The organism is Pseudomonas sp. YL2 (genome assembly GCF_023063025.1).
Lineage (GTDB): Bacteria > Pseudomonadota > Gammaproteobacteria > Pseudomonadales > Pseudomonadaceae > Aquipseudomonas > Aquipseudomonas putida_A.
This window is the reverse complement of the sequence record NZ_JAJSLU010000001.1, coordinates 202,391-224,542: the sequence shown is the minus strand read 5'-3', so window position 1 is coordinate 224,542 and position 22,152 is coordinate 202,391. Positions and strand designations below refer to the sequence as shown.

At 60.1% G+C, this 22,152-nt stretch carries 23 protein-coding genes; 3 read left to right on the top strand and 20 right to left on the bottom strand.

Translation table 11 applies throughout. The features are described from left to right. Position 1 precedes the first annotated feature (1 nt). The 16 genes from tssK to tssA form a co-directional block, all read right to left on the bottom strand. Positions 2-1,333, bottom strand: coding sequence for a type VI secretion system baseplate subunit TssK (gene tssK, locus LVD08_RS00975; protein ID WP_007962327.1), 1,332 nt, complete (start codon positions 1,331-1,333; stop codon positions 2-4). A gap of 2 nt (positions 1,334-1,335) precedes the next feature. Then, on the bottom strand, positions 1,336-1,836 hold the full coding sequence (tssJ, locus tag LVD08_RS00970) for a type VI secretion system lipoprotein TssJ (protein ID WP_007962325.1): 501 nt from the start codon (positions 1,834-1,836) through the stop codon (positions 1,336-1,338). Positions 1,837-1,841: 5 nt separating this feature from the next. Next, complete coding sequence (gene tagH / locus LVD08_RS00965; RefSeq protein WP_247267171.1) at positions 1,842-3,035, bottom strand: type VI secretion system-associated FHA domain protein TagH; 1,194 nt, start codon at positions 3,033-3,035, stop codon at positions 1,842-1,844. Positions 3,036-3,053: 18 nt separating this feature from the next. Beyond that, on the bottom strand, positions 3,054-3,194 hold the full coding sequence (locus LVD08_RS00960) for a hypothetical protein (RefSeq protein WP_003229566.1): 141 nt from the start codon (positions 3,192-3,194) through the stop codon (positions 3,054-3,056). 333 nt (positions 3,195-3,527) lie between these two features. Next, on the bottom strand, positions 3,528-5,048 hold the full coding sequence (locus LVD08_RS00955) for a sigma-54 interaction domain-containing protein (RefSeq protein ID WP_247267170.1): 1,521 nt from the start codon (positions 5,046-5,048) through the stop codon (positions 3,528-3,530). 10 nt (positions 5,049-5,058) lie between these two features. Next, positions 5,059-7,716 (bottom strand): type VI secretion system ATPase TssH, encoded by a 2,658-nt coding sequence (tssH, locus tag LVD08_RS00950; RefSeq protein WP_247267169.1) that lies wholly within the window; start codon positions 7,714-7,716, stop codon positions 5,059-5,061. Between the two features lie 11 nt (positions 7,717-7,727). Then, the gene (tssG, locus tag LVD08_RS00945) at positions 7,728-8,735 is read right to left on the bottom strand and encodes a type VI secretion system baseplate subunit TssG (protein ID WP_041071592.1); all 1,008 of its coding nucleotides are present in this window, start codon (positions 8,733-8,735) and stop codon (positions 7,728-7,730) included. Then, positions 8,699-10,486, bottom strand: a complete 1,788-nt coding sequence (gene tssF, locus LVD08_RS00940) for a type VI secretion system baseplate subunit TssF (RefSeq protein ID WP_115988606.1) — start codon at positions 10,484-10,486, stop codon at positions 8,699-8,701. Before tssF ends, tssG begins: the two co-directional genes overlap by 37 nt. A 69-nt stretch (positions 10,487-10,555) precedes the next feature. Continuing rightward, on the bottom strand, positions 10,556-10,978 hold the full coding sequence (locus LVD08_RS00935; RefSeq protein WP_115988605.1) for a hypothetical protein: 423 nt from the start codon (positions 10,976-10,978) through the stop codon (positions 10,556-10,558). A 7-nt stretch (positions 10,979-10,985) separates the two neighbouring features. Next, positions 10,986-11,399, bottom strand: coding sequence for a hypothetical protein (locus tag LVD08_RS00930; RefSeq protein WP_247267168.1), 414 nt, complete (start codon positions 11,397-11,399; stop codon positions 10,986-10,988). Positions 11,400-11,451: 52 nt separating this feature from the next. Then, entirely contained in the window at positions 11,452-12,381 is a 930-nt protein-coding gene (locus tag LVD08_RS00925; protein ID WP_247267167.1) for a DUF6402 family protein, read from the bottom strand. Between the two features lie 12 nt (positions 12,382-12,393). After that, positions 12,394-12,918: a PAAR domain-containing protein gene (locus LVD08_RS00920; RefSeq protein ID WP_247267166.1), complete on the bottom strand. Its 525-nt coding sequence runs from the start codon at positions 12,916-12,918 to the stop codon at positions 12,394-12,396. Positions 12,919-12,929: 11 nt separating this feature from the next. Further along, complete coding sequence (gene tssE, locus LVD08_RS00915) at positions 12,930-13,337, bottom strand: type VI secretion system baseplate subunit TssE (protein WP_007920274.1); 408 nt, start codon at positions 13,335-13,337, stop codon at positions 12,930-12,932. 9 nt (positions 13,338-13,346) lie between these two features. Then, positions 13,347-14,822 (bottom strand): type VI secretion system contractile sheath large subunit, encoded by a 1,476-nt coding sequence (gene tssC / locus LVD08_RS00910; RefSeq protein ID WP_003229584.1) that lies wholly within the window; start codon positions 14,820-14,822, stop codon positions 13,347-13,349. A 25-nt stretch (positions 14,823-14,847) separates the two neighbouring features. Then, complete coding sequence (gene tssB, locus LVD08_RS00905) at positions 14,848-15,351, bottom strand: type VI secretion system contractile sheath small subunit (protein ID WP_003229587.1); 504 nt, start codon at positions 15,349-15,351, stop codon at positions 14,848-14,850. A 32-nt stretch (positions 15,352-15,383) separates the two neighbouring features. Then, complete coding sequence (gene tssA, locus LVD08_RS00900) at positions 15,384-16,946, bottom strand: type VI secretion system protein TssA (RefSeq protein ID WP_247267165.1); 1,563 nt, start codon at positions 16,944-16,946, stop codon at positions 15,384-15,386. 753 nt (positions 16,947-17,699) lie between these two features. Here tssA and LVD08_RS00895 point away from each other — a divergent pair. Next, positions 17,700-18,053, top strand: a complete 354-nt coding sequence (locus tag LVD08_RS00895) for a hypothetical protein (protein WP_247267164.1) — start codon at positions 17,700-17,702, stop codon at positions 18,051-18,053. 99 nt (positions 18,054-18,152) lie between these two features. Here LVD08_RS00895 and LVD08_RS00890 read toward each other — a convergent pair whose 3' ends face one another. From LVD08_RS00890 to LVD08_RS00880, 3 genes are all read right to left on the bottom strand, one after another. Then, positions 18,153-18,428, bottom strand: a complete 276-nt coding sequence (locus tag LVD08_RS00890; protein WP_003213368.1) for an HU family DNA-binding protein — start codon at positions 18,426-18,428, stop codon at positions 18,153-18,155. Between the two features lie 190 nt (positions 18,429-18,618). Continuing rightward, complete coding sequence (locus LVD08_RS00885; protein ID WP_027610377.1) at positions 18,619-19,767, bottom strand: NAD(P)/FAD-dependent oxidoreductase; 1,149 nt, start codon at positions 19,765-19,767, stop codon at positions 18,619-18,621. Positions 19,768-19,787: 20 nt separating this feature from the next. Then, positions 19,788-19,955 (bottom strand): rubredoxin, encoded by a 168-nt coding sequence (locus tag LVD08_RS00880; protein ID WP_003229600.1) that lies wholly within the window; start codon positions 19,953-19,955, stop codon positions 19,788-19,790. 200 nt (positions 19,956-20,155) lie between these two features. On the opposite strand from LVD08_RS00880, the gene LVD08_RS00875 reads away from it, so the two are divergent. Then, positions 20,156-20,716: a chorismate--pyruvate lyase family protein gene (locus LVD08_RS00875; RefSeq protein ID WP_247267163.1), complete on the top strand. Its 561-nt coding sequence runs from the start codon at positions 20,156-20,158 to the stop codon at positions 20,714-20,716. Further along, positions 20,716-21,606, top strand: a complete 891-nt coding sequence (gene ubiA / locus LVD08_RS00870) for a 4-hydroxybenzoate octaprenyltransferase (RefSeq protein WP_027610375.1) — start codon at positions 20,716-20,718, stop codon at positions 21,604-21,606. Before LVD08_RS00875 ends, ubiA begins: the two co-directional genes overlap by 1 nt. Before the next feature lie 112 nt (positions 21,607-21,718). Here ubiA and LVD08_RS00865 read toward each other — a convergent pair whose 3' ends face one another. Continuing rightward, positions 21,719-22,102: a COG4315 family predicted lipoprotein gene (locus LVD08_RS00865; RefSeq protein WP_027610374.1), complete on the bottom strand. Its 384-nt coding sequence runs from the start codon at positions 22,100-22,102 to the stop codon at positions 21,719-21,721. Between the last annotated feature and the right edge of the window lie 50 nt (positions 22,103-22,152).

The following is a 22,152-nucleotide window of genomic DNA, read 5'->3' as shown; positions in this document are numbered from 1 at the left end:
GTCAGTTCCTGATGGCCCAGAATTTCAGTTCAAGCTCGGCGAATTCGCCGGACACGTGGAACGCGAAGCCGCCGGAGCGCTCGAGTTGCGCCAGGTCTTCGGAACTGAGTTCGAGGATGAAGTAGGTTTTGTTCGAGTGGAACGCGATCTGCCGCGGGGCCACCGGCAACGGTTTGACCTTGATCCCCGGCAGGTGCAGGTTGACCAGTTGGCGGATACGCTCCACCGGGCCGACCTTGAGGTGCGCCGGCAAGCGGTGGCGCAGTTCTTCGGAGTCGCAGTTGGCACTTGCCGCCAGCACGAACGACGCCGAGCCGAGCAGTTTGTGGTCGTGCAACGGCGACACGATGATGCCGTACTGACGCGCTTGCAGGATCAGTTCGATAGCGTGCTGTTCGAGCACCATCGACAGCACCTGACGAATCGCTTCCATCAGTTTGCGGAAGCTCGCGCCCTGATCGGCGTGGGAATAGCGGCTGTCCAGACGCGGGCGCTTGCTGTCGCTGGAGAAGGTCGCCAGATCGCCAAGCATGGTCAGCAGCGTGCGATACAACTCTTCCGGGTGCACCTGCTCCAGACCGAGGTAATGGCGCAGCAGCAGTTCGGTACGGTTGATCAGTTGCAGCATCATGAAGTCGCCGACTTCCGCGCCACCGACCTTGCCGTTGGAGCGAATCCGCTCGGCAATCGTGTCGCCCCGGTGGTTGAGCATGCTGATGACTTCTTTGAGGCACGACAGCAGATAGCTGGACGCATGGGCCTGGATGTAGGTCGGCACGAAATCCGGATCGAGGCTGATCACGCCATCAGGCGTGGTGTCGAGTACGTCGCAGATTTTCAGCTTCACGTAGGCCTGATCGCTCTGCTGCTCGCCGAGCAACAGTTTGAAATCCGGGCGGCCACAGCTGACCTGGCTGGCAGAATCATCGCCGGCGTTGGAGTCGGCCACTTCGGCGTCGTACGCGGTGTAACGTGCGAGCACGTCGGACTGCTCCGGACGGCGCGCCTCGATGTGGTTACCGGTGACCAACGGCAGCGCCAGGTAAATCGGCGTGTTGCCGGTGTTCGGCGGCACGTCCAGCGCCAGCGGCTCGGTGTTGCCGCCGAGCTCGAACAGGCTGCCGTCCGGCAGGATCCCCGAGGCGGCACTGATCACCAGTTTGCCCATGTTGAGGAACTGCAGGTCGATCTCCAGATTGAGGAAACCCCAGGTGTAGCCACCCAGCAACTGGGTGCGGGTTTTCATCTGGTGATCGTAGTAACGATCGTTGTGCTGGAAGTGCTGCGGCCGCAGCAACATGCCTTCCTGCCAAATGACTTTATGGGTATTCATGTTCAGTCATCCGCCTTGGCGAGCGCTTCATGGGTGTTGCGGATACCGGCCTGATCGAGGGTCAGATCGGCCTCGGTCAGCTCCAGCGGGGTGACCTGAACGGTGTAGCGCCACTTGGTTTCCGGCAGATCGCGGTAGGCGGCGAGAACGCCGACGTAGCGGCTGCCCTCCTCCACGCTGAGTTTCATTTCCACGGTTTCACCCGGGCGCAGTTCGAGTTCTTCGCTGGCCACCAGATCCGGGTTGAGGGATTCCTTGGCGCGCTCGTAGAGGCTGAAGAAATCAGCGTTCTCGAAAGTCACCGGGTGCTTGAGTTCGAACAGGCGCACGACGATCGGCGAAGGACGGCCGTTGAGGTCCGGGTTGAGCTGATCGCTGCCGGTCAGTTTCAGGTTGATCTTGGTCACTTTCGAGTACGGCGACAGCGACGAGCAACCGGCGAGCAGCACCAGCACGGTGAGCGCAGTCAGCGTCTTGAAAAAAGCGGTCGAGCGGCGAGACATGCGCATCATCCTTGGTGGTCGGTGTGGAGGGTGGAGATCAGGCGGATCTGTTCTTCGTAGGCCTGGGCGAAATCGCGGGCCAGCAGACGCTCGCTCCAGTCATCGTCCTGACGCAGGGCCTGGTGGTAGCGGCCGAACGCTCTCCAGCGTCCGCCCGAGGTGGCGATCAACGGCTTGTTGTCGCGCTCGAAACGCAGGGTCAACTGCTCTGGCGAGAAGTGCTCCAGCGTGCCGCGCACGGCGGCGCGGCTGGCGGTGAGCAGCGCGACCTGATGCGCTTGCAGATCGCGGAATGCACGGGAGATCGCCTGCTCGGCCGGCAGGTGCCCTGGCTTGTGCGGCTGCAACAGAATCTCCAGCGCTTCGCTCGGATCGACGGCGAATTTCAGCGGGTTCTTGTTGGTGCCTTGCACGGTGGTCTGGGCCAGACGCAGTTCGTTCTTCAGCTCCGAACGAGTGCGCAGGCTCTGCTGCAAACCGCCGATGCTCTGGCGCAGCAGACGCGCGGCATTCAGCGCCAAGGCTTCGCGGGCGTCGTGATCCAGTCCTTTGAGATCCACGCCTAGTGCCGCGCCGAAATGCTCCCAGAATCCTTCGCTCTGCCGCTCGACGACCTTCGGGGCCGGAGCAGGCTCGGGTTCAACCGGGGCGACCAGTTCGGGCACCATCAGGCTTTCCATGTCGATACGTGCATAGTCGGCACGCTGACGGGAGTCCTCGGGCTTGGCGGTCGGTGCCAACAGTTCGTCGATCTCCGAATAGACGCGCTCTTGCTGTTCGATCGCGTTCAGCGGATCAAGATCGAGGAAGGCGTCGTCCGGAATGATGCTGCCGGCGGCACGCGGACGACCGACTTCACCGTCGAAGGTCGCCGGGTCACGCACCAGCCGCGCACGAATCTCGAAGTCACCGAGCACGTAGGTGCTGCCGTGCTCGATGCGCACCGGTTCGCCCTTGTGCAGGCGTGCGCCGCTGCCGCCGTCCTGGACGCCGTTGCTGCTGGTGTCGGTGAGGAAAAACGTGCCCTCGCGGTAGCTGACAATCGCGTGGTGATTGGACAGATGCCGCTTGCGGTCAGGAATGATCCAGTCGCAGTCCTCGCCCCGCCCGATCACGCCGCCGGCCTGTTTGAAGGTCTTCTGGCACAACTCGGTGGGCACGAACTGCTTGGTGTTCAGCATTTCGAAAACCAGTTCCATGTTTGATGCTCCTTGCGGTCACTTGCCGCGATTGACCGCTTGCGGATCACCCAACGGGCGATAGTCGTTGTCGTTGAATTTGTAATTGCCGCTACAGCCGCCAAGGCCGCATAGAACGACGAGGGTCAGCAGGACAGCGTGCCAGTGACGAACAGACATCAGAGGGTCTCCAGGGGTAGACAAAGCACAAAGCGCCGACCCTTGCGGGCGGCGCTGAAATTAATTCTTTGGGTAGTCTCGAAGGCTCTACATCGGGGCCTTCGAGCCATCACAAGGGATATACCGATCCTCTGTGGCGAGGGAGCTTGCTCCCGCCGGGCTGCGAAGCGGCCCCGAAACCAGACGCTGCGCTGCATCAGGGAAACCGGGCTCTGCGGGTCGCGACTGCTGCGCAGCCGAGCGGGAGCAAGCTCCCTCGCCACAGGTAATCTGCAAGCCCCAAGCAAATCATTGGCCACAGGAATACGGCTCGACGCAGCGATCAATTTCACGTCAACCATCGAAGTCACCCAAATTGATATTCAACCGCCCGAGGCGGTACAGCAGGGTGCGGCGTGGCAGGCCCAGTTCGCGGGCGGCGAGGGTCTGGTTGCCGTCGTTCTTGCGCAGGCAGTCGAGCAACAACGTGCGTTCGACTTTTTCCAGGCGTTCGCGCAGATTCAGGCCGGTGTGGTCTTCGGGCATCGGTTCCATGCGCAGGGAGAAATGCTCGGCCAGCAACTCGCCGCCCTCGCACAACAGCACCGCGCGTTCGACCAGTGCCTTGAGTTCGCGCACGTTGCCGGGGAAGGTGTAACCGGACAGGTGCTCCAGCGCCGCGCTCGACCAGCGCACCGGGTCGCGCTGTAAATACGCGCAGGTCTTCTCGGCGAAGTGCTGAGCCAGTTCGAGGATGTCGCCTTCGCGCTGACGCAGGGCCGGCAGCTCGATCGGGAATTGTGCGAGGCGGTAATACAAGTCCTCGCGGAATTTGCCTTCGCTGACCAGCGTCGACAGATCGCGGTGGGTCGCGGCGATGATGCGCACATCGATCTTGTGCGTGTCGTTGGAACCCAGCGGGCGAATCTCGCCCTCCTGCAACACCCGCAGAATCTTCGCTTGCAGCGACAGCGGCATGTCACCGATCTCGTCGAGCAACAGCGTGCCGCCGTTGGCCGCATCGAACAGCCCCGCGCGGTCACGGTCAGCACCGGTGAAAGCACCTTTGCGATAGCCGAACAGTTCGCTTTCCAGCAGGTTTTCCGGGACGGCCGCGCAGTTCTGCACGATGAACGCCTGAGAGCGGCGCGGGCCGCAATCGTGAATCGCTCGGGCCACGACTTCCTTGCCGGTGCCGGTCTCGCCGCGCAGCAGCACGGTGTACGGGCTGTGCAGGACTTTGCTGATCAACGAATGGGTCTGGCGCATGGCGGCGCTTTTGCCGATCAGGCCATAGCCGTTGATGCTCGGCAGACTGCGCGCCACCGTGGCCGATTCGGCCGGCGGCTGGCGCAGACGCTGCAGCAAATGCAATTGACCGAGGACGAACGAGCCGAGCTGGCCGAGCGAATCGGCAAAACCCTGCAGGTCGACGTGACGACGACTGGCGCACAGCAGCAGGCCTTCAACCGCCTTCTGCTGATTGACCAGCGGCACGCAAAGCAGCGATTGCCAGGCACCAGCGGTGGCCGGCAGGAAACTGGTTTCGTGCAGGCTGGCGCCGAGATCATCGAGGCAGACCACGCGGTTCTGGCATAGGGCAAACTGCAGCAGCTGCTCACCGTTGTAGTCCGCCGGCAGGCTGGTGGCGGCGCGCGGTTGCAGCGCGCCGTCGAGGCATTCGGCGTTCATCCCCAGGCAGGTGTGGGTGGCGTCGAGCAGGTACAGCTGGGTCAATTCGCACCCGCTCAGCTCGGCCAGACCACGCACGAAGTCACCTAGCAGCGCAGCACCGTCCGCCGCGCGCGACAGGCTGGCGAACTGCGCCAGCAAGGCTTCGGCATAGACCAGTGGCTGCGGCACTTGAGTGAACATCACACCCACCTCAGGCGAACTCGCACGTCACGCTGGCGTTGCCATCGAGCGTGGCATGCACACGCTTGAGGCTTTCACCGGTGGCCATCGCATCGAGCAGGCGGTCGGCTACCAACGGCAGCACATGCTGATCGAGCAGATGGTCGATCAGGCGCGCGCCGCTTTCGCTTTGCGTGCAGCGCTCGGACAGATGATCGACGAGGTTCTGGCACCAGCTGAAATCCAGCTGACGGCGGTTGAGGCGCTCGCCGAGACGACCGAGTTTGATCTCGATCAGCTCGCGCAGCACCGGGCCGCCCACCGGGTAGTACGGCACCACTTTCATCCGCGCCAGCAGCGCCGGTTTGAAGTGTTTGCTCAGCACCGGGCGAATGGTCTCTTCGAGCAGCTCGGCGGTCGGGCGGGCGCCGTTTTCGCAGAGGTCGCTGATCTTGTCGCTACCGAGGTTCGAGGTCATCAGGATCAAGGTGTTGCGGAAGTCGATCTCGCGACCTTCGCCGTCGTTGGCCACGCCCTTGTCGAAGATTTGGTAGAACAGGTTGAGCACGTCCGGATCGGCCTTCTCGACTTCATCGAGCAGCACCACCGAGTACGGCTTCTGGCGCACTGCTTCGGTGAGCATGCCGCCCTCGCCGTAACCGACGTAGCCCGGTGGCGCACCGATCAGACGCGATACGGTGTGCTTCTCCTGGAATTCGGACATGTTGATGGTAGTGATGAAACGGTCGCCGCCGTACAGCAGGTCAGCCAGGGCCAGCGCGGTTTCGGTCTTGCCGACGCCGCTCGGGCCGACCAGCAGGAACACGCCGACCGGTGCATCAGGTTTGTTCAGACCTGCTGCTGTGGCGCGCATCGAGCGGTCCAGTGCGTGCACGGCTTGTTCCTGACCACGGATGCGCGTGCGCAGGTCGGTGGCGAAACTCGCGACTTTGGCGTTGTGTTCGCGGGCCAGTTGCGCCAGCGGCACACCGGTCCAGGCGCTGATCACTTCGGCCACCAGACGCGGGCAGACTTCGAAGCTGACCAGACGTTCTTTGACTTGAGCAGCGGTCAGGGCGCTGTGGGTCTGGTGCAGTTCGGCTTCCAGCGCTTCGACGCTCTGGCCTTCCTCGACCTCGGCGGCGATGGTTTCGATCACCGTGCCTTCGGCGTCTTCTTCAACGCTGACGGTCGGCTCGACGGCGGCAGCTTCGCGAGCCTTGGCCAGTTGCTGGCGCAGTTCCAGCAGGCGCTCGGCCAGTTGTTTCTGCTCGGTCCACAGACTTTCCAGCGCGACCATTTCGCTTTCGGCTTCGTCCAGTCGCGCTTCCAGTGCATCCAGCGCTTCGTGGTCGATCAGCAGACCGGCCTCGGCATCGCGACGCAAGGCCTGACGCTGACGACCGCCTTCGGCCAGTTCGCCACGCAGGCGTTCGAGACTTTCCGGGGCAGCAGCGAGGCTGATGCGCACGCGGGCACACGCGGTGTCGAGCACGTCGACAGCTTTGTCCGGCAATTGGCGACCGGCCAGATAGCGGGCGGACAACTCGGCAGCGGAAACCACCGCGTCATCGCGCAAGTAGATGCCGTGGCTCTTCTCGTAGACCTGCGCCAGACCACGCAGGATGGTCACCGCTTCGCTGACGGTCGGCTCATGCAACTGCACCGGTTGGAAACGACGGGCCAGCGCCGGGTCTTTCTCGAAGTATTTCTTGTACTCAGCCCAAGTGGTCGCAGCGATGGTGCGCAGTTCACCGCGAGCCAGAGCCGGTTTCAGCAGGTTGGCCGCGTCGGAACCACCAGCATTGCCGCCCGCGCCGATCAGGGTGTGGGCTTCGTCGATGAACAGGATGATCGGTTTCGGCGAGGCTTTGACTTCGTCGATCACGCCTTTGAGGCGACGCTCGAACTCACCTTTGACGCTGGCGCCAGCCTGCAGCAGGCCCATGTCCAGCGACAGCAGCTCGACGCCCTTGAGCACCTGCGGCACTTCACCGGCAGCGATGCGCGAGGCCAGGCCTTCGACGATGGCGGTCTTACCCACGCCAGCCTCGCCGACCACGATCGGGTTGTTCTTGCGGCGACGGGCGAGGATGTCGACCATCTGCCGAATCGCGCCATCGCGGCACAGCACCGGGTCGAGTTTGCCGTCGCGGGCCTGCTGGGTCAGGTTGTGGGTGAAACGCTGCAGCAGCGATTCGCCCTGCGCCGCCGGCTTGCCGTTGGCGGCCGGTTGCTCCTGTTGCGACAGGGCAAATTCCTTCAAGCGATCGATGTTCAGTTTGGCGAGCAACGGCTGATAACGGCTGCCGGCGTAGCGCATCGGGTTGCGCAGCAGCGCGAGGATCAGCGCGGCGTCTTCGACCTGGGTCTGGCCCAGTTCGAGGTTGGCCACCAGCAGCGCGTCTTGCAGCCACTGCACCAGTTCCGGGGCGAACACCGGGTTGCGCGAGGCGCTGTGTTCAACGCGAGATTGCAGTGCGGCGCTCAGTTCACCGGCATCGACATCCGCATCCTGCAAGGCGCGCGACAGCAAGCCGTTTGGTCGTTCCAGCAAACCCAGCAGCAGGTCTTCGACGAGGATCTTGCTGCCGCCACGGGCCACGCAACGTTCGGCCGAACGCTCCAGATCGCGACGGGTTTCGGCGTCCAGCGCCTGGATGAGTTGTTGCAGGTCTACGTTGATCATGGCTCACGTCCTTAATGAATTTTGCTGCCCAGGGTGACCACGCCGTCTGCTTTTTCGCAGCCCAGCCAACTGGTCCATCCCAGGCGACAGTCGTTCTTTTCACCAATGCGCAGTTCGCGGATTTCTTCCGGGCGCAGCACCAGGCGAATGTCGTAATCGAGCGGGTCACGCAAGGTGAACCGCACCAGCGCGCACAGCGGCTGGTAACCGAAACCGATCGGCAGGAATTCGTGGAATCGCTCCCAGTCGAGTTCGGTAATGTGAATGCGGAATTTGCCGCTGCGGTCGCGCACCCGCTCACCCAGCACCAGGTCTTCACCGAGCAGGCTGTTGGCGCGACCGAGGCGGTTGCGCTGCTCGTCGAGAATCTCCACGCGACGCTCGATGCACTGCTCGATGACCAGGTCTTCGTGCTTGAAGTAGTAACGCAGCACGGCTTCGATCAGCGCCGCCGAGTGCGCGCGCAAGCTGAGCAAACCGAGGTACGGCAGCAGGCGTTTCCAGTTCAGTTCCTTGGCCTTGCGGATCTCGTCGCCACCCAGACCGATCAGCGCAAACAGCTGCGACGAGAACGGGTCGATCGCGCCGCTCTGGAAGCTGGCGCGATAGCGGTACTTGCGCCAGATCGGCAGCATCAGCCGTTGCAGGCGATGGTGGAACAGGTCGAGGAAATTGCGCGTCGGGTTGCCGTCCTCGCTGTCGCCCAGCGCTTGTTCGCCATAGAACGCCGGCAGCGGCGAACCCGAGCCGACCAGCCCGATCAGGTTGAACCGCATGCGCGCGCGCATCTGCCCGTGCTCTTCGAAAAACTCCACGCGATCGACGTCGCTGCGCGGAAAGCCCAGGCTCGGGTTGGCCTGAAACTCCACCTGATCGTACAGATCGTCTTCGCTCAGGTACGGGTGCGCCTCGCGCAGCCGGTCGATCACCAGCAGCACGGCCTGAAACAGCGAGTACTCGCGTATTACCTTGGTCAGCCCGCTTAAAGCAGGGGCTGCAGGCCCATACGTGGTGTCCATTGGTACACCTCTCCCTGTGTGCTTTTTACCCGCAGCTCGTGGTACGAATTGAGACTGGCGTAAAGCGCGAAAAACTCGTTAAGAACCGAAGCGAAAACGAACAGGTCGCCTTCGCCGATATACCCTTCCGGGTCGATGGTCAGTTCGGTGCGCAGACCGCGCACCGGCAAGCCACGGTGCAGCCGATCCACATGGTGGTGCTTGATGTGCTTGAGGCCGCCGAGCAGGCGTTTGCTGACCTTCTCCGCGTGCTGGTCGTAGTAGCGCGGCAGGTCGTAGGTTTCGAGAATCACCTTCAACGCGTTGACGTCGGCCAGCGACAGATAGTTGAGCGACATGTTGCTGATCAGCTTCCACAGGAAGTCACGGTTCAGCGGCGGCGCAAAGCTCGACGTGGCCGGGGTGATGTTGCGGAAACTGAGGAACTCCGGGGTCTCTTCACAGGCCATGCAGATGTCGCCGAGCTTGAGCTTGCGCGGCAGGTTCTGGTTGGTGCAGATCAACTCGATCGACAGGGTTTCGTGGGCTTCGGTGTGGCGGATGCCGAAGCTCAGGTAGGTGTCGAGGCCGTCATGCAGCAACGACGAACGCTGGCGGATGCTGTAATGCGGACGGCTGTTGGGCACGTCGAAACTCGGGTCATGCTCGAAGGATTCGAACGGCACGTACTCCTGATAACCGAGGCCGCCGGGCTTCCAGCCGGTCACGGTTTCCACCGAGAACACACCGCAGTTTTCCAGATCGTATTCCGCCGGCAGCAGCAGGTATTCATCCTGTTTGCCATCGAGTCGGATCGGCAGCGCGTCGTGGGCGAACAGGTTGGCAATCGGCGTGCAGAACAGCTTCACGTTATCCAGGGTCGGCCGCATGCGCATGATCCCGCTCTTGCGGATATCAAAACGCAATTCCAGGCCGCGCATCTGCTTGAGGGTGTCTTCCGGCAGCGCCTTGAGGATGTCCAGACCGTTGACGTCGACGAACAGGAACTTGTCCTGGAAGGCGAAGTATTCCTGCAGGTAGCGATAGCCACGGAAGGTGTTCAGCGGATACGGGATCAACGCTTCTTCTTCGGCAAAGCCCACCGGCTTGACCCGGTCACCGGGAATCTTGAACGCCATCGGCTTGCCGGACACGCCATCGATCGGCTTGCCGGCGCCGTCGAGCGGGATCAGCTCAATGCCTTCCAGGTTGCGCAGCAGGCTCAGATACAGCATCTGGCTGATGTAGCGCTCGCCGGCAAAGTGCAGGCGCAGTTTGCTCAGTTCCAGCTCACCGAGGTGACCGTCGGCGCTCATTTCCAGACGCAGGCTGAGCAGCGAGCCGTCGCCCTTCACCGAGTAGTTCAGCGCGGCCAAGTCCAACGGCAGGACTTCCGTCGGGTAGCAGGTGCGGAAGCGGCAACGCACGTCTTCGATCGGTTTGCTTTCGATCGGCGTATCGCGCTCGACCACCAGCGCCGGCCCGGAACGCTTCAGTGGATCAAACTGCAAAATGCTGAACGCCGGCAGCGGGCGCATGTAGTTCGGCCACAGCAGCTGCATCAGCGAATGGCTGAGCTCCGGCAGCTCGTCATCGAGCTTCTGCCGCAGCCGCCCGGTGAGGAACGCAAAGCCTTCCAGCAACCGCTCCACATCCGGATCCCGCCCGGCCTGGCCCAGGAACGGCGCCAACGCGGGACTACGCTCGGCGAAACGGCGGCCCAACTGGCGCAGTGCGGTGAGTTCGCTTTGGTAGTAGTGGTTAAAGGACACGGGTTACCTGCCTGGTAGTGGAACTCATGGAATAACTGTCCTGCGGATTACGCTGGATGTCCGACCTGGTCATTGGATTGCACCTGCAGGCTGACTTGGCTGAATGCGACCTGCGATGTTTCGCAAAGCCCAACGCAACTCGATGACTTGAGTGGTGAGGATCGCCAGCAACGTGACGCAGCCTTGAGCTACGCCGTAAAACAGGGCTCTTAACGGGTTGTCGGGTAGCATCCAGAGCAGGATGAAGCCCACCATCAGAAAAAGGATGGCCAGCTTGGCGACCAGACCTGGAATCAGCGCAACGATCAGGTTGACGCCCAGAAAAATGTAAAACAGTGCGTAACTCGCAATGCCGATGGCGACACCATGGGAGGTAAATCCGCCGTTAAAAAGCCTGTAAGCATGCACAACCGCGTCATTCAAAAATGCATAAGCCACGCATCCGAGGGCGTGGATTAATAAGCATAGGGTGAGACGAACGTAGCTGTTCATACTTCTATCAATTTTCCAGAATCTCGTAGGGTGTATTACTGATGAAAATATTTAGCCAATTTTCTTCCCATTGCGGCATGGAGATTATAAAAGCCTTATCTTTCTTTTCGAAGGCGATCCAAGTAATTCCAACTTCAGTATCATCTTCGAACGTGCGCATATCCAATGACTGAGTATCATACAACGGGGTTCGATATACCTTTCCTGGTTCTTTTGAGTCGACAACTCTTAAATACGCCATACCGCCAAGCATGAAGATCCTGCCGACACGCACATTCTCAATTGTGTAGCGACCCGAGGGGCTAGCTATAGTTGTACTTGCAGGATACCCTAGCATTGCGCTTACGCAATAAACGATCAATGCAATCAACGCCAAGAGCAAACTGATAGGCACTAGCCATTTCTTTTTAAGCGTAGTCATTCTTTCGCCACACCCACTTCGACAGCGATTGTATATGAGCAAAAAATGCGCATCATTTATTCCAAACATTTATAACTGTCACGGGAACATTCTGATATTGAACATCAGACAAAACCTGGAAATCACCGCCTTTTTTAAATTCCGTCCGATATTTTATAAAATGAGAATTCGTAATATAGAAATAACGCGAGTCCTCTATTTCCCGAAACATCGCCTGAGAATCTTCTGCACTGATATAGGGATTTGAAGCGATGTCTGACTTCATCTGCGCCGCACCGGCATTTGCAGTGGCCGCATAGGCCGGGTTGGCTATACCATCGAAGTTCCAGAACCCCAATGGCTGACTGAAATTGTCATCCGGTGCGTCATTGAAGTCATAGGCATCCTCAGCGTAAAACCCAATTCGCTCTACAAACAGTTGAATGCTGTCTACGGAAATAACCAGCTTTCCTTCTGGAAATACGCGGACGTTAAAGTTTGCCAGCGCAGCTCGCAATTCATCAGTCTTCTCTATTAGACCGAATTTAACTGCTCGATTATTACTGTATCCAAACTCTTCAACCTTCCTGGCGCTCGCAAACTTAAAAGGATAGACACCCGGCGCCGAGCCAAGATACTTATCTTTAATCTTCTTGCTTATATTATTGCGGCCTGCAGGATTATCCCAGACTGACTTAAGCTCTTCAATGACAGCTTTCGCAGGTTCAAACTTTTCCAACCAGGCCATTTTTACGATGGTGTCATTTACGTAGGCGATGTCAGCAAGAGCAATATGGTCTTTGACCTCTTTACTCATCGCACCATCGGCAGTTGGCCACGGCTTGCCATCAAACCAATGGCGCATCAGCTTCGCAGCAACTGGCCACTTCATCTTATCCATCGCATCAGGTATATCTGTGATTTTGAATTGACGGACAGCTGCAGACTTACCAGTTTGGTTACTGGCCGGCGTCAGACTTGATGCTATTTTCGTATCCGCCATAACAAAACCCTTTTATCCAATTACGACTTCTGATTGCTGTTCAATAATCAACTCATAGGACTCCGCTACAGAGGACGAGATTTTTTGCGTCTTCCCGTCGGCTCCCGTGACGCCACTGATAACTTTCCCTGAGGCGGTTTTGAAACTGTATGCCACTCCCGCCAGGGGCTTCCCGGAGTCCTGACAATTGATGACGTAGTGCTCGTTAAACGGCCATTTGATCTCCACCGGTAACGGCGGCACAAACGGCGCCGGCGAATGCGAATTACCGATAATCACCGTCCCGGAGCCGGCAGTGACCTTGTTGCCATGGGCCCCGACTGAACCTACGGTGGCGGCAGGTTTGCCATTGATCAAAACAGTGGTCGCCAGATCACCAACCAACGCACCACCACACGCCGAGGCATCGCCTTGGCGGGCGGCCGCGAGGCCGTCGAAGAACACGTCGCCGGAACCGGCGGCGATCGGGTTGGTGCCGTGGCCTGGGAGTGGGCAAGCGGTGGGGTCGGATACGCGTGCTGCGGGTTTGCCAGACATCGGGAATCTCCTTAGGTGACCTTCACTTGACCGCTGCCATCCAGGCGCGCGGAAAAACTGACCTGACGCTTGAAACCCTCGACTTCCAGCAGGCCTTCGATGCTGAAGGCCAGCCGCAACTGGTCGTGGTCACGCGGCAGGGAAATGACACGCACGTTGCTCAGGCGCGGCTCGTAGGCTTCGATGAAGTTTTCGATGGCCAGGCGGGCCTGACTCAGGGAGTCGTGCAGGCTCAGACGCATGTCATTGAGATCGGGCAACCCGTAGTCGGCCAGCGTTTGCACGCTGCCGGCCCGGGTGCTGAGCATTTTGGCCAGATGGGCAGCCACTGACGCCATGGCACAAGCCTCGAGGCTGTTGCCCTTGCGTAGTTGCGCGTCGCCGTTGAGGCGCTCGAACAGGCTGCCGTATCCGTCCATGAGTCGCTCTTACTCTTTGTCCAGCTTGCCAACCAGCGACAGGGTGAAATCGGCGCCCATGTACTTGAAGTGCGGACGCACGTTCAAGCTCACGCGGTACCAGCCCGGCTCGCCTTCAACGTCGCTGACGATCACTTGCGCAGCACGCAGCGGACGACGGCCACGCACTTCGGCGCTCGGGTTTTCCTGGTCGGCGACGTACTGGCGGATCCACTTGTTCAGTTCCAGCTCGAGGTCGGTACGCTCTTTCCACGAACCGAGTTGCTCGCGCTGCAGCACTTTCAAGTAGTGAGCCAGGCGGTTGACGATCATCATGTACGGCAGTTGGGTGCCGAGCTTGTAGTTCAGCTCTGCCGCCTTGCCTTCTGCGCTGATGCCGAAGAACTTCGGCTTCTGCACCGAGCTGGCGGAGAAGAACGCCGCGTTGTCGGAGCCTTTGCGCATGGTCAGGGAGATGAAGCCTTCCTCGGCCAGTTCGTATTCACGACGGTCGGAAACCAGAACCTCGGTCGGGATCTTGGTTTCGATTTCGCCCATGCTTTCGAAGTGGTGCAACGGCAGATCTTCAACCGCGCCACCGCTCTGTGGACCGATGATGTTCGGGCACCAGCGGAATTTGGCGAAGCTGTCGGTCAGCTTGGTGCCGAACGCGAACGCGGTGTTGCCCCACAGGTAGTGCTCGTGGCTGTTGGCAACGGTTTCCTTGTACACGAACGATTTCACCGGGTTTTCTTCCGGATCGTACGGGTTACGCAGCAGGAAACGCGGCACGGTCAGGCCAACGTAGCGGGAGTCTTCCGAAGTACGGAAGCTCTGCCATTTGGCGAATTGCGGGCCTTCGAAGTGGTCTTTCAGATCTTTCAGATCCGGCAGGCCGGTGAAGCTTTCCAGACCGAAGAATTTCGGGCCGGCCGCGGCGATGAACGGCGCGTGAGACATGCAGGAAACGCTGGCCACGTACTGCATCAGTTTCACGTCCGGCGAGCTTGGGGACATGAAGTAGTTGGCGATGATCGCGCCCACCGGCTGACCACCGAACTGGCCGTATTCAGCGGTGTAGATGTGCTTGTACAGGCCCGACTGCATGACTTCCGGCGAATCTTCGAAATCGTCCAGCAGGTCTTCTTTGGAGACGTTGAGGATTTCGATCTTGATGTTTTCGCGGAAGTTGGTGCGGTCGACCAGCAACTGCAGGCCACGCCACGACGATTCCAGAGCCTGGAAGTCCGGATGGTGCAGGATCTCGTCCATCTGACGGCTGAGCTTGGCATCGATCTCGGCGATCATGCGGTCAACCATGGCCTTCTTGACCGGCTCACCGTTGTTCTGCGGCTTGAGCAGTTCTTCGATGAACGCCGACACGCCACGCTTGGCGATGTCGTAGGCTTCGTCGTCCGGAGTCAGACGGGTTTCGGCGATGATGCTGTCGAGAATGCTGTACTCGCCGCTTTCGGCGCTCTTCTCTTGTGCTGCGCTAGTGCTCATTGTGTTGGCTTCCTTGGCTGGAGTCTCAGGCGTCCGGGGCTGCGGCGTTCAGGCCCAGCTCACCGAGTACGCGACCGCGGGATTCGTCGTCGGCGAGCACGCCTTCGATCGCTTTACGGAACGCAGGTGCGTTACCCAGCGGGCCTTTGAGGGCCACCAGCGCATCGCGCAGTTCCATCAGTTTTTTCAGCTCAGGCACTTGCTCGACCAGGCTGGCCGGGTTGAAGTCCTTCATCGAATTGACGCGCAGTTGCACAGCCAGCTCGTCGGCCTCGCCATCTTCCTGCAGACGGTTCGGCACGCTCAGCGTCAGACCCAGCTCTTGCTTGGCCAACACTTCGTCGAAGGTCATCTTGTCGATGCTGATCGGCTTGCGATCTTCGATTTTGCGATCGTCCTTGCGGTGGGTGTAGTCACCGATTGCCAGCAGCTTCAGCGGCAGTTCAATCTCTTCCTGAGCACCGCCGGTGGCGGGTTTGAAGGTGACGTTGATGCGTTCCTTGGGGGCTACCGAGCCTTCTTTGGCCATGGCTTTTCTCCTTGCGGTTGTGGCCCTGGGGCCTATTCGAGTACCACTTCGAGGTCGAGGTGGCACAGCCTGCGATAAATCTCTTCCTTGCGTTCACGCACTGCATGGTTCTGCGGCAACAGCTCGCAGCAACTGTGCAGCAGGTGCAGCACTTCCAATGCAAGATCGGGCTCCCAGGCGTGCAGGCCTGAGTCCTGTAATGTCTGATCGAGGGTTTCGAGCTGGTTCTTGGCCAGTTCGTACTTCTTGGCCATGAAGCACAGCCGGGCGAGGGCGAACTGCCAGAAGAACCGCTCGCGCCCGCCGTGAGCCGTTTGCAGCCCTTGCTTGAGCGTCTGCACGGCAGGCTTGAGGCCTTCCTTGCGCAGCAGCGGCAGCACGTCCTGCAGGGCCTTTTCCCAGGCGGGCTGGGTTTCGACGTCGTCGGTTTCGACCTTGCGCGGCGCGCTGGCGCTCTGCAGGTGCGGCATGACATTGCCGGCGATCCACGCCCGGGTGGACGGATCGGCAAACGGCGCGCCGTCATGGAAACGACATTCGATGATGCCGGGCAGGCGCTGAACCAAAAGCGCGAAGTGGATTTCCACTTCGCGCATTGCCATCTCGGCGTTGAGGTTCTGGAGACATTCCCAGACCATCCTCTGACCATCGAACCAGAACGGTGCCTTCGCCAGGCTCGCCTCCAGTTCCACCAGCAGGTCGGCGTATTTGCCCTGATCGAAGCGATCCTGATACTGCTTGAGTTTGTCCACCGGCAGCCCGCGCAGCACGGTGATCTGCTCGGCGTTGCGTTCGGGCACCGCGTCGATCGGCAGCCAGAGCAAGGTGCGGTTCAGACGCAGGGCGCGCAGGTCGGTGGCCTTCTGCTTGAGCCACCAGGCGCACAACGGGCGCGCGCTTTCCTGCTGCGCGCGCAGGGCCTTGTAAGCGTCTTTTTCGTTATCGATCGGTGCGCCGGGAGTCAGCAACTGGCTCGCGGCCTGCTTGACCTGCGCCACCGCTGCGCCCACCACACCGGGGGCTGGCTGATTGTCGGCGGCACGCTGGATCATGGTTTTCAAGCGACGCGAGAGCGGCAGCAACAGCGGTGCGTCGTCGCCCAGGTGCTCGGTGCACGCGGCATCGAGCCCGGCCAGATGCTCGGACAACTGCCGAAACATCGGCAGCTGTTCCTTGATCGCGATGTTTTCGGTGAGTACCTGCTCCAGGCGCGGCACCAGCCAGCCGATGGCGGCGGCACGGGTGCGCGGTTTGAGCGGGTGAACGTCGGCCCAGTGGTTTTCCGACAGATGGTGCAGCAGACCAAGGCCGGCCAGCAGCCCGGGGAAGGATTCACGCTGGTACAGCGACCAGGTCAGCCAGGCGCCGACACGCAAATCCTTGGATTGGGTACGCAGCAGATTTTCGCTGTTTTCACGGATTTTCAGCCAGTCGATCTGCCCGCTTTCGTGCATCGAAGAGGCTTTGGCCAGCTCGCTTTCCAGCGCCTCGAATTCGCTCGAAAAACGAACGTCTTCGCCCGCGAAATTCTCTTTGGAAACAGAGACTTTTGCGAGTTCGAGGTAATGGGCGGAAAGTTTGCTTGAGTAGGACATCCATGGCCTTTAATGAGGATTACAGTCATGCGCCTATTGGAGTTGCTGCGGCGCGGGACAGTATCGAAGAGCAGTGAAGCGACTCATCCAATTGAGATGTGCTCTTTCAAGTGGGCGCATCGTAATCACTATGATGGCCACTAGCAAGCATCTGGTTAAACAACAAGACGAAGTGTTCATTGGACCGTGTAGGAGATCGCCCTATATGTGGCAGGGGAATCCCTGATGGCGATTTATATTGTGAACATTTGCCCTGCGCCCTCAGAACCCTTGATCCAGAGCGGCCCGATCCCGCCTGCGCGAATCGCGTCGAACATCCGTCCTATTACACGGGGGCCAGCATGACAACTCTCGAAAAAAATAGAAGTAGGATTTTTCCGAGAACCCGCTGGAATTACAAACAATTCAGCGGCGACAACGCTCAACAAAAAAAGTGCCATCAATTTGATGGCAATTCATTTTTCTGAAACTTTATTCATCTCGTGAATGCTGTACTTCAGTGCCAACTCAATAATTATCGAAGTGCGATCCAACAGTCATTTCCACCACTTACGCAACACTTCCACGCCGAAAATACTCTGACAAATGTCAGGGATAATTCTTACATCGTTTTATTTCCCACGCTGCCAGCTTGCCTTGGTAAATTCTTTTCGCCCGGCAATGTCAACCAGACCGGCTGACTGTTGAGCCATGGTCCGAAGCCTGCATCTCAATTCGGCTCCTGAACCTGGAGCCGCCAAGGAGCTTTACCTCATGGAATTGAAACCCCTGTTGTTCGCAGCACTGATGTGGCTTCCCGTCACTCACGCCTCTGCAGATACCCCGCCACTGGACGGTCATTACTATCTGACCGGCGCAATGGAAATGGGCGCCGAATTGCTGCTGCGCAAGGACGGCACGTTTGACGCGGGCGTGGCGTATGGCAGTGCAGACGGCTTTGCCAAAGGCACCTGGCAGATGCAAAACAACACCGTGACGCTGAAGAGCGATACCAAACCGGCGTCGGACAGCGATTTGTCCGGCCTGTTTCAGGATCTGCAACTGGCAATCGAGCCGAACTGCCTGGCCGTGGATTTCGGCAACGGCAAGGCCTGCTTCCGGCGTTAACAAGCCGATTTTCAACCACAAAAAATGGGCACCCGACCGCAATCGGTGTGCCCATTTTTTATTGCAGTTCTCCCCGCTACTCAGGGAGTTCGCCGCAATTTAAGGATTGACGCTGTCTTTCAACGACTTGCCTGGCTTGAATGCCACGGTGTTGCTGGCCTTGATTTTCACCGGTTCACCGGTTTGCGGGTTCTTGCCGGTGCGGGCGCCGCGGTGGCGTTGCAGGAAGGTGCCGAAGCCCACCAGCGTGACGCTGTCCTTGCGGTGCAGAGCGCCGGTGATTTCTTCGAGGACGGCGTTGAGAACGCGGTTGGCCTGTTCTTTGGTCAGATCCGCTTTTTCAGCGATTGCAGCGGCGAGTTCTGGTTTACGCATTAGTGAAGCCCCTTTGACGGTTTTTTGTTGTTATGTCCGTGCTGTTCTCGTTGGAACAGCGCCCAAGGCGCCGCAGGCTCTACTCTGCGGCAGACGGGAGTGAGAATGGCACGCGGATACCGGCGGCGCCAGTCTCCCCGCGACCTTTGTGGGGGCAAAAGCGGGGTGATTCCGACAGAACGACCGGTATTTACGCCAGCAGGGGCGGAAGCTGTTTGTTCAGAGCAAGTTTTTCCATCACCGCCGCACCGGTCAGTGCATAGCCGAGCAACTGACCATCGGCACTGTGGCACAGGGCCTTGATGTCGGCGCCCTGCCCTTCGACGGTCCAGACGCCTTCGCTGCCCCGTGGCGGTGGCGAAACGACCAACGGGCACACCGGAGTTTTCACCGTGATCGGCATCGGGCCGTAACTCACGGCCGTCGGATTGCCCGCCAGGGTTTGTGCCAGCGCACGCGCACAGCTCATGAGGGGCATCACGTACAACAAATTCAGCCCATCGACCTCGGCACAGTCGCCCAGGGCGTAAATATTGGCGTGGGACGTCTTCAGATACCGGTCGACTACGACACCGCGATTGACCTGCACCCCGGCCGCCGCGGCCAGATCGATGCGCGGGCGCAGGCCGATGGCCGATACCACCACATCGCAGGCAATCACCTGCCCGTCGGACAGATGCGCTTCCAGCCCGTCCGCGACTTTTTGCAGGCGAGTCAGCACCGGGCCGAGGTGGAAACGCGCGCCGAGGCTTTCCAGCCCGGCCTGCACGGCTGCTGCAGCGGCCGGGTGCAGCAGCATCGGCATCACTTGCTCGCACGGCGCCACCAGTTGCACCTCGTAGCCGCCGAGGATCAGGTCGTTGGCGAATTCACAGCCGATCAGCCCGGCGCCTAGCAGCAATACGCGGCGCTTGCCCGCAGCGGCTGCACGAAAGCGCGCGTAATCTTCGAGATCGTTGATCGGGAACACCAGATCAGCACCGTCACCTTCGATCGGCACTCGCACGGTTTCCGCACCCCAGGCGAGGATCAGGTCGCGGTAGTACACCGCTTCCTCGCCGATCCACAGGCGCTTGTGGCCGGCGTCGATGCCGCTGATGCGCGTGTGGGTGCGCACTTCGGCCTTCAACTGCTCGGCCATGGCGCCGGGTTCGGCCATGCTCAGGCCATCGGCGTCCTTGTTCTTGCCGAAACCGGTGGAGAGCATCGGCTTGGAGTAAGAGCGCCCGTCATCGGCGGTAATCAGCAGCAGCGGGGTTTCGCCATCGAGTTTGCGAAACTCCCGGGCCAGGTTGTAACCCGCAAGCCCGGTGCCGACGATTACGACAGGTGCGTTCATGCCTTACTCCTTGGTTTTTCTCAGTTGATTTCGATCATTTCGAAGTCCGACTTGCCCACGCCGCAGTCCGGGCACAGCCAGTCTTCCGGCACGTCCTGCCACAGGGTGCCCGGCGCGATGCCGTCATCCGGCCAACCGTCAGCTTCGTTGTAGATCAGGCCGCAGACGATGCATTGCCACTTTTTCATTCAGGTACTTCCTCAGGATTCAGGCTTTTGTCGGCGCGGATGGTCGATGGTGGTTGCGCTGCCATCCGGCTCAGGGCGTTTTGTACTGAGGGTGCCGGGCAGATGCAAGCCTGTTCGGCGCAACGGCGCCCCGGATCCATCAAATTCGCAGCACGCCATGTTAAGCTCGCCGCCTCATTTGCGGCCAATAATGACTCATTGTGCAACATTCAAACGCCTGCCCGGCCCCGCTCTGGCTGACTCAAAGCCGACTGACGCCCCTTCCCGATTCGTTGACCCTGAACTGGTTGTTCGACGAAGGCTCGCTGACCCGCCGCCTGACGCGGCTGTCGAATGACGGCTTCAGCGTCACACCGTTGTTCGAAGGCTGGGACACTTTGCGCAGCGACGAATGCGCGGCGCTGGATCTGGCCGAAGGCAGCGAAGGCTGGGTGCGCGAGGTGTATCTGCGCGGTCACGGCGAGGCCTGGGTGTTCGCCCGTAGCGTGGCGTCACGCGCCGCCCTGCAAGGCGACGGCCTGCACATGGACGAACTGGGCAGCCGCTCGCTGGGCGAACTGCTGTTTTGCGACCACGCCTTCCAGCGCCGCGCCATCGAGGTCTGTCACTACCCGCAAGACTGGCTGCCGCCAGCCTGCCGCGCCCCGGAGCTGTGGGGCCGGCGCTCGCGCTTTGACCGTGGCGCCTTGAGCGTACTGGTGGCGGAGATTTTCCTGCCGCCCCTGTGGAGCGCCACCCGCGCCCATCCGGAGAACTGCTGATGTACCAGAGCCTGCTCAAGTCCCTGAACCGCTTGAACCCGCGCGCCTGGGATTTCATTCAGCTGACGCGCATGGACAAGCCGATCGGCATCTACCTGCTGCTGTGGCCGACCCTGTGGGCGCTATGGATTGCCGGTAAGGGCTCGCCGTCGCTGGCCAACATGGTGATTTTCGTCCTCGGCGTGGTGCTGACCCGTGCCGGTGGCTGTGTGATCAACGACTGGGCCGATCGCAAGGTCGACGGCCACGTTAAACGCACCGCGCAACGACCGCTGGCCAGCGGCAAGATCAGTTCGAAAGAGGCGCTGGTGTTCTTCGCGCTGCTGATGGGCGTGAGTTTCCTGCTGGTGCTGTGCACCAATGCGCCGACCATCTGGCTGTCGCTGGGCGGTCTGGCGCTGGCGTTCACCTACCCGTTCATGAAGCGCTACACCTATTACCCGCAAGTGGTGCTCGGCGCGGCGTTCTCGTGGGGCATGCCGATGGCGTTCACCGCTGAAACCGGTGAACTGCCCGCCGCCGCGTGGCTGCTGTGGATTGCCAACCTGCTGTGGACGGTGGGTTACGACACCTATTACGCGATGACTGATCGTGACGACGACCTGAAGATCGGCGTGAAATCCACGGCGATTCTGTTCGGCGAGGCGGATCGGGTGATCATCCTGACGTTACAGGCGCTGTCGCTGGGCTGCCTGTTGCTGGCCGGGTCGAAGTTCGAGCTGGGCATCGGGTTCCATCTCGGCCTGTTGGTGGCCGCTGGATGCTATGCGTGGGAGTTCTGGTACACCCGTGATCGCGACCGGATGCGTTGCTTCAAGGCGTTTTTGCATAACCACTGGGCCGGGTTGGCGATTTTTGTCGGGATCGTGCTGGATTACGCACTGCGTTGATCCACAAAACCTGTGGGAGCGGGCTTGCTCGCGAAAGCGTTTTGCCAGTGGCCTCTTCGTCAACTGACACACCGCTTTCGCGAGCAAGCCCGCTCCCACAGGGGATTTGCGTTTACTTGGCCTTGGCGACGTGCCAGGCGCCGTCCATTTTGCCCTCACCGGTCATGTCACCAGCCTTCTTGTCCATGACGAAGGTGTACAGCGGTTTGCCCTCGTAGGCCCATTGCATCTTGCCGTCATCGCGCTTGATCACGGTCCAGTCGCCCATGGACTTGTCGCCGGCCGTAGCCATTAGCGGTGGCCAGTTCGCCGCACACTTGTCGTTGCACATGGACTTGCCCGCCGAGTCTTTGGCGAACGTGTACAGGGTCATGCCCTTGTGATCGGTAAACATGCCGTCCTTCTCCATCGCTGGCTCAGCAGCAAACGCCATGGTCGGTAAAGCAACGGCAGCAGCCATCAGCAGAGCTTTGAAAGAAGCAGTCATTTGAGTCATGGAAACCTTCTTTTGTGGTTGTCAGGATTCGGACTTAGAGCTTAGTCCAG

What these genes read in the sequence shown, in the direction of transcription:
- tssK (WP_007962327.1), bottom strand. Translation starts at nt 1,333, where the DNA reads ATGAATACCCATAAAGTCATTTGGCAGGAAGGCATGTTGCTGCGGCCG.
- tssJ (WP_007962325.1), bottom strand. Translation starts at nt 1,836, where the DNA reads ATGTCTCGCCGCTCGACCGCTTTTTTCAAGACGCTGACTGCGCTCACC.
- tagH (WP_247267171.1), bottom strand. Translation starts at nt 3,035, where the DNA reads ATGGAACTGGTTTTCGAAATGCTGAACACCAAGCAGTTCGTGCCCACC.
- LVD08_RS00960 (WP_003229566.1), bottom strand. Translation starts at nt 3,194, where the DNA reads ATGTCTGTTCGTCACTGGCACGCTGTCCTGCTGACCCTCGTCGTTCTA.
- LVD08_RS00955 (WP_247267170.1), bottom strand. Translation starts at nt 5,048, where the DNA reads ATGTTCACTCAAGTGCCGCAGCCACTGGTCTATGCCGAAGCCTTGCTG.
- tssH (WP_247267169.1), bottom strand. Translation starts at nt 7,716, where the DNA reads ATGATCAACGTAGACCTGCAACAACTCATCCAGGCGCTGGACGCCGAA.
- tssG (WP_041071592.1), bottom strand. Translation starts at nt 8,735, where the DNA reads ATGGACACCACGTATGGGCCTGCAGCCCCTGCTTTAAGCGGGCTGACC.
- LVD08_RS00935 (WP_115988605.1), bottom strand. Translation starts at nt 10,978, where the DNA reads ATGAACAGCTACGTTCGTCTCACCCTATGCTTATTAATCCACGCCCTC.
- LVD08_RS00930 (WP_247267168.1), bottom strand. Translation starts at nt 11,399, where the DNA reads ATGACTACGCTTAAAAAGAAATGGCTAGTGCCTATCAGTTTGCTCTTG.
- LVD08_RS00925 (WP_247267167.1), bottom strand. Translation starts at nt 12,381, where the DNA reads ATGGCGGATACGAAAATAGCATCAAGTCTGACGCCGGCCAGTAACCAA.
- LVD08_RS00920 (WP_247267166.1), bottom strand. Translation starts at nt 12,918, where the DNA reads ATGTCTGGCAAACCCGCAGCACGCGTATCCGACCCCACCGCTTGCCCA.
- tssE (WP_007920274.1), bottom strand. Translation starts at nt 13,337, where the DNA reads ATGGACGGATACGGCAGCCTGTTCGAGCGCCTCAACGGCGACGCGCAA.
- tssC (WP_003229584.1), bottom strand. Translation starts at nt 14,822, where the DNA reads ATGAGCACTAGCGCAGCACAAGAGAAGAGCGCCGAAAGCGGCGAGTAC.
- tssB (WP_003229587.1), bottom strand. Translation starts at nt 15,351, where the DNA reads ATGGCCAAAGAAGGCTCGGTAGCCCCCAAGGAACGCATCAACGTCACC.
- tssA (WP_247267165.1), bottom strand. Translation starts at nt 16,946, where the DNA reads ATGTCCTACTCAAGCAAACTTTCCGCCCATTACCTCGAACTCGCAAAA.
- LVD08_RS00895 (WP_247267164.1), top strand. Translation starts at nt 17,700, where the DNA reads ATGGAATTGAAACCCCTGTTGTTCGCAGCACTGATGTGGCTTCCCGTC.
- LVD08_RS00890 (WP_003213368.1), bottom strand. Translation starts at nt 18,428, where the DNA reads ATGCGTAAACCAGAACTCGCCGCTGCAATCGCTGAAAAAGCGGATCTG.
- LVD08_RS00885 (WP_027610377.1), bottom strand. Translation starts at nt 19,767, where the DNA reads ATGAACGCACCTGTCGTAATCGTCGGCACCGGGCTTGCGGGTTACAAC.
- LVD08_RS00880 (WP_003229600.1), bottom strand. Translation starts at nt 19,955, where the DNA reads ATGAAAAAGTGGCAATGCATCGTCTGCGGCCTGATCTACAACGAAGCT.
- ubiA (WP_027610375.1), top strand. Translation starts at nt 20,716, where the DNA reads ATGTACCAGAGCCTGCTCAAGTCCCTGAACCGCTTGAACCCGCGCGCC.
- LVD08_RS00865 (WP_027610374.1), bottom strand. Translation starts at nt 22,102, where the DNA reads ATGACTCAAATGACTGCTTCTTTCAAAGCTCTGCTGATGGCTGCTGCC.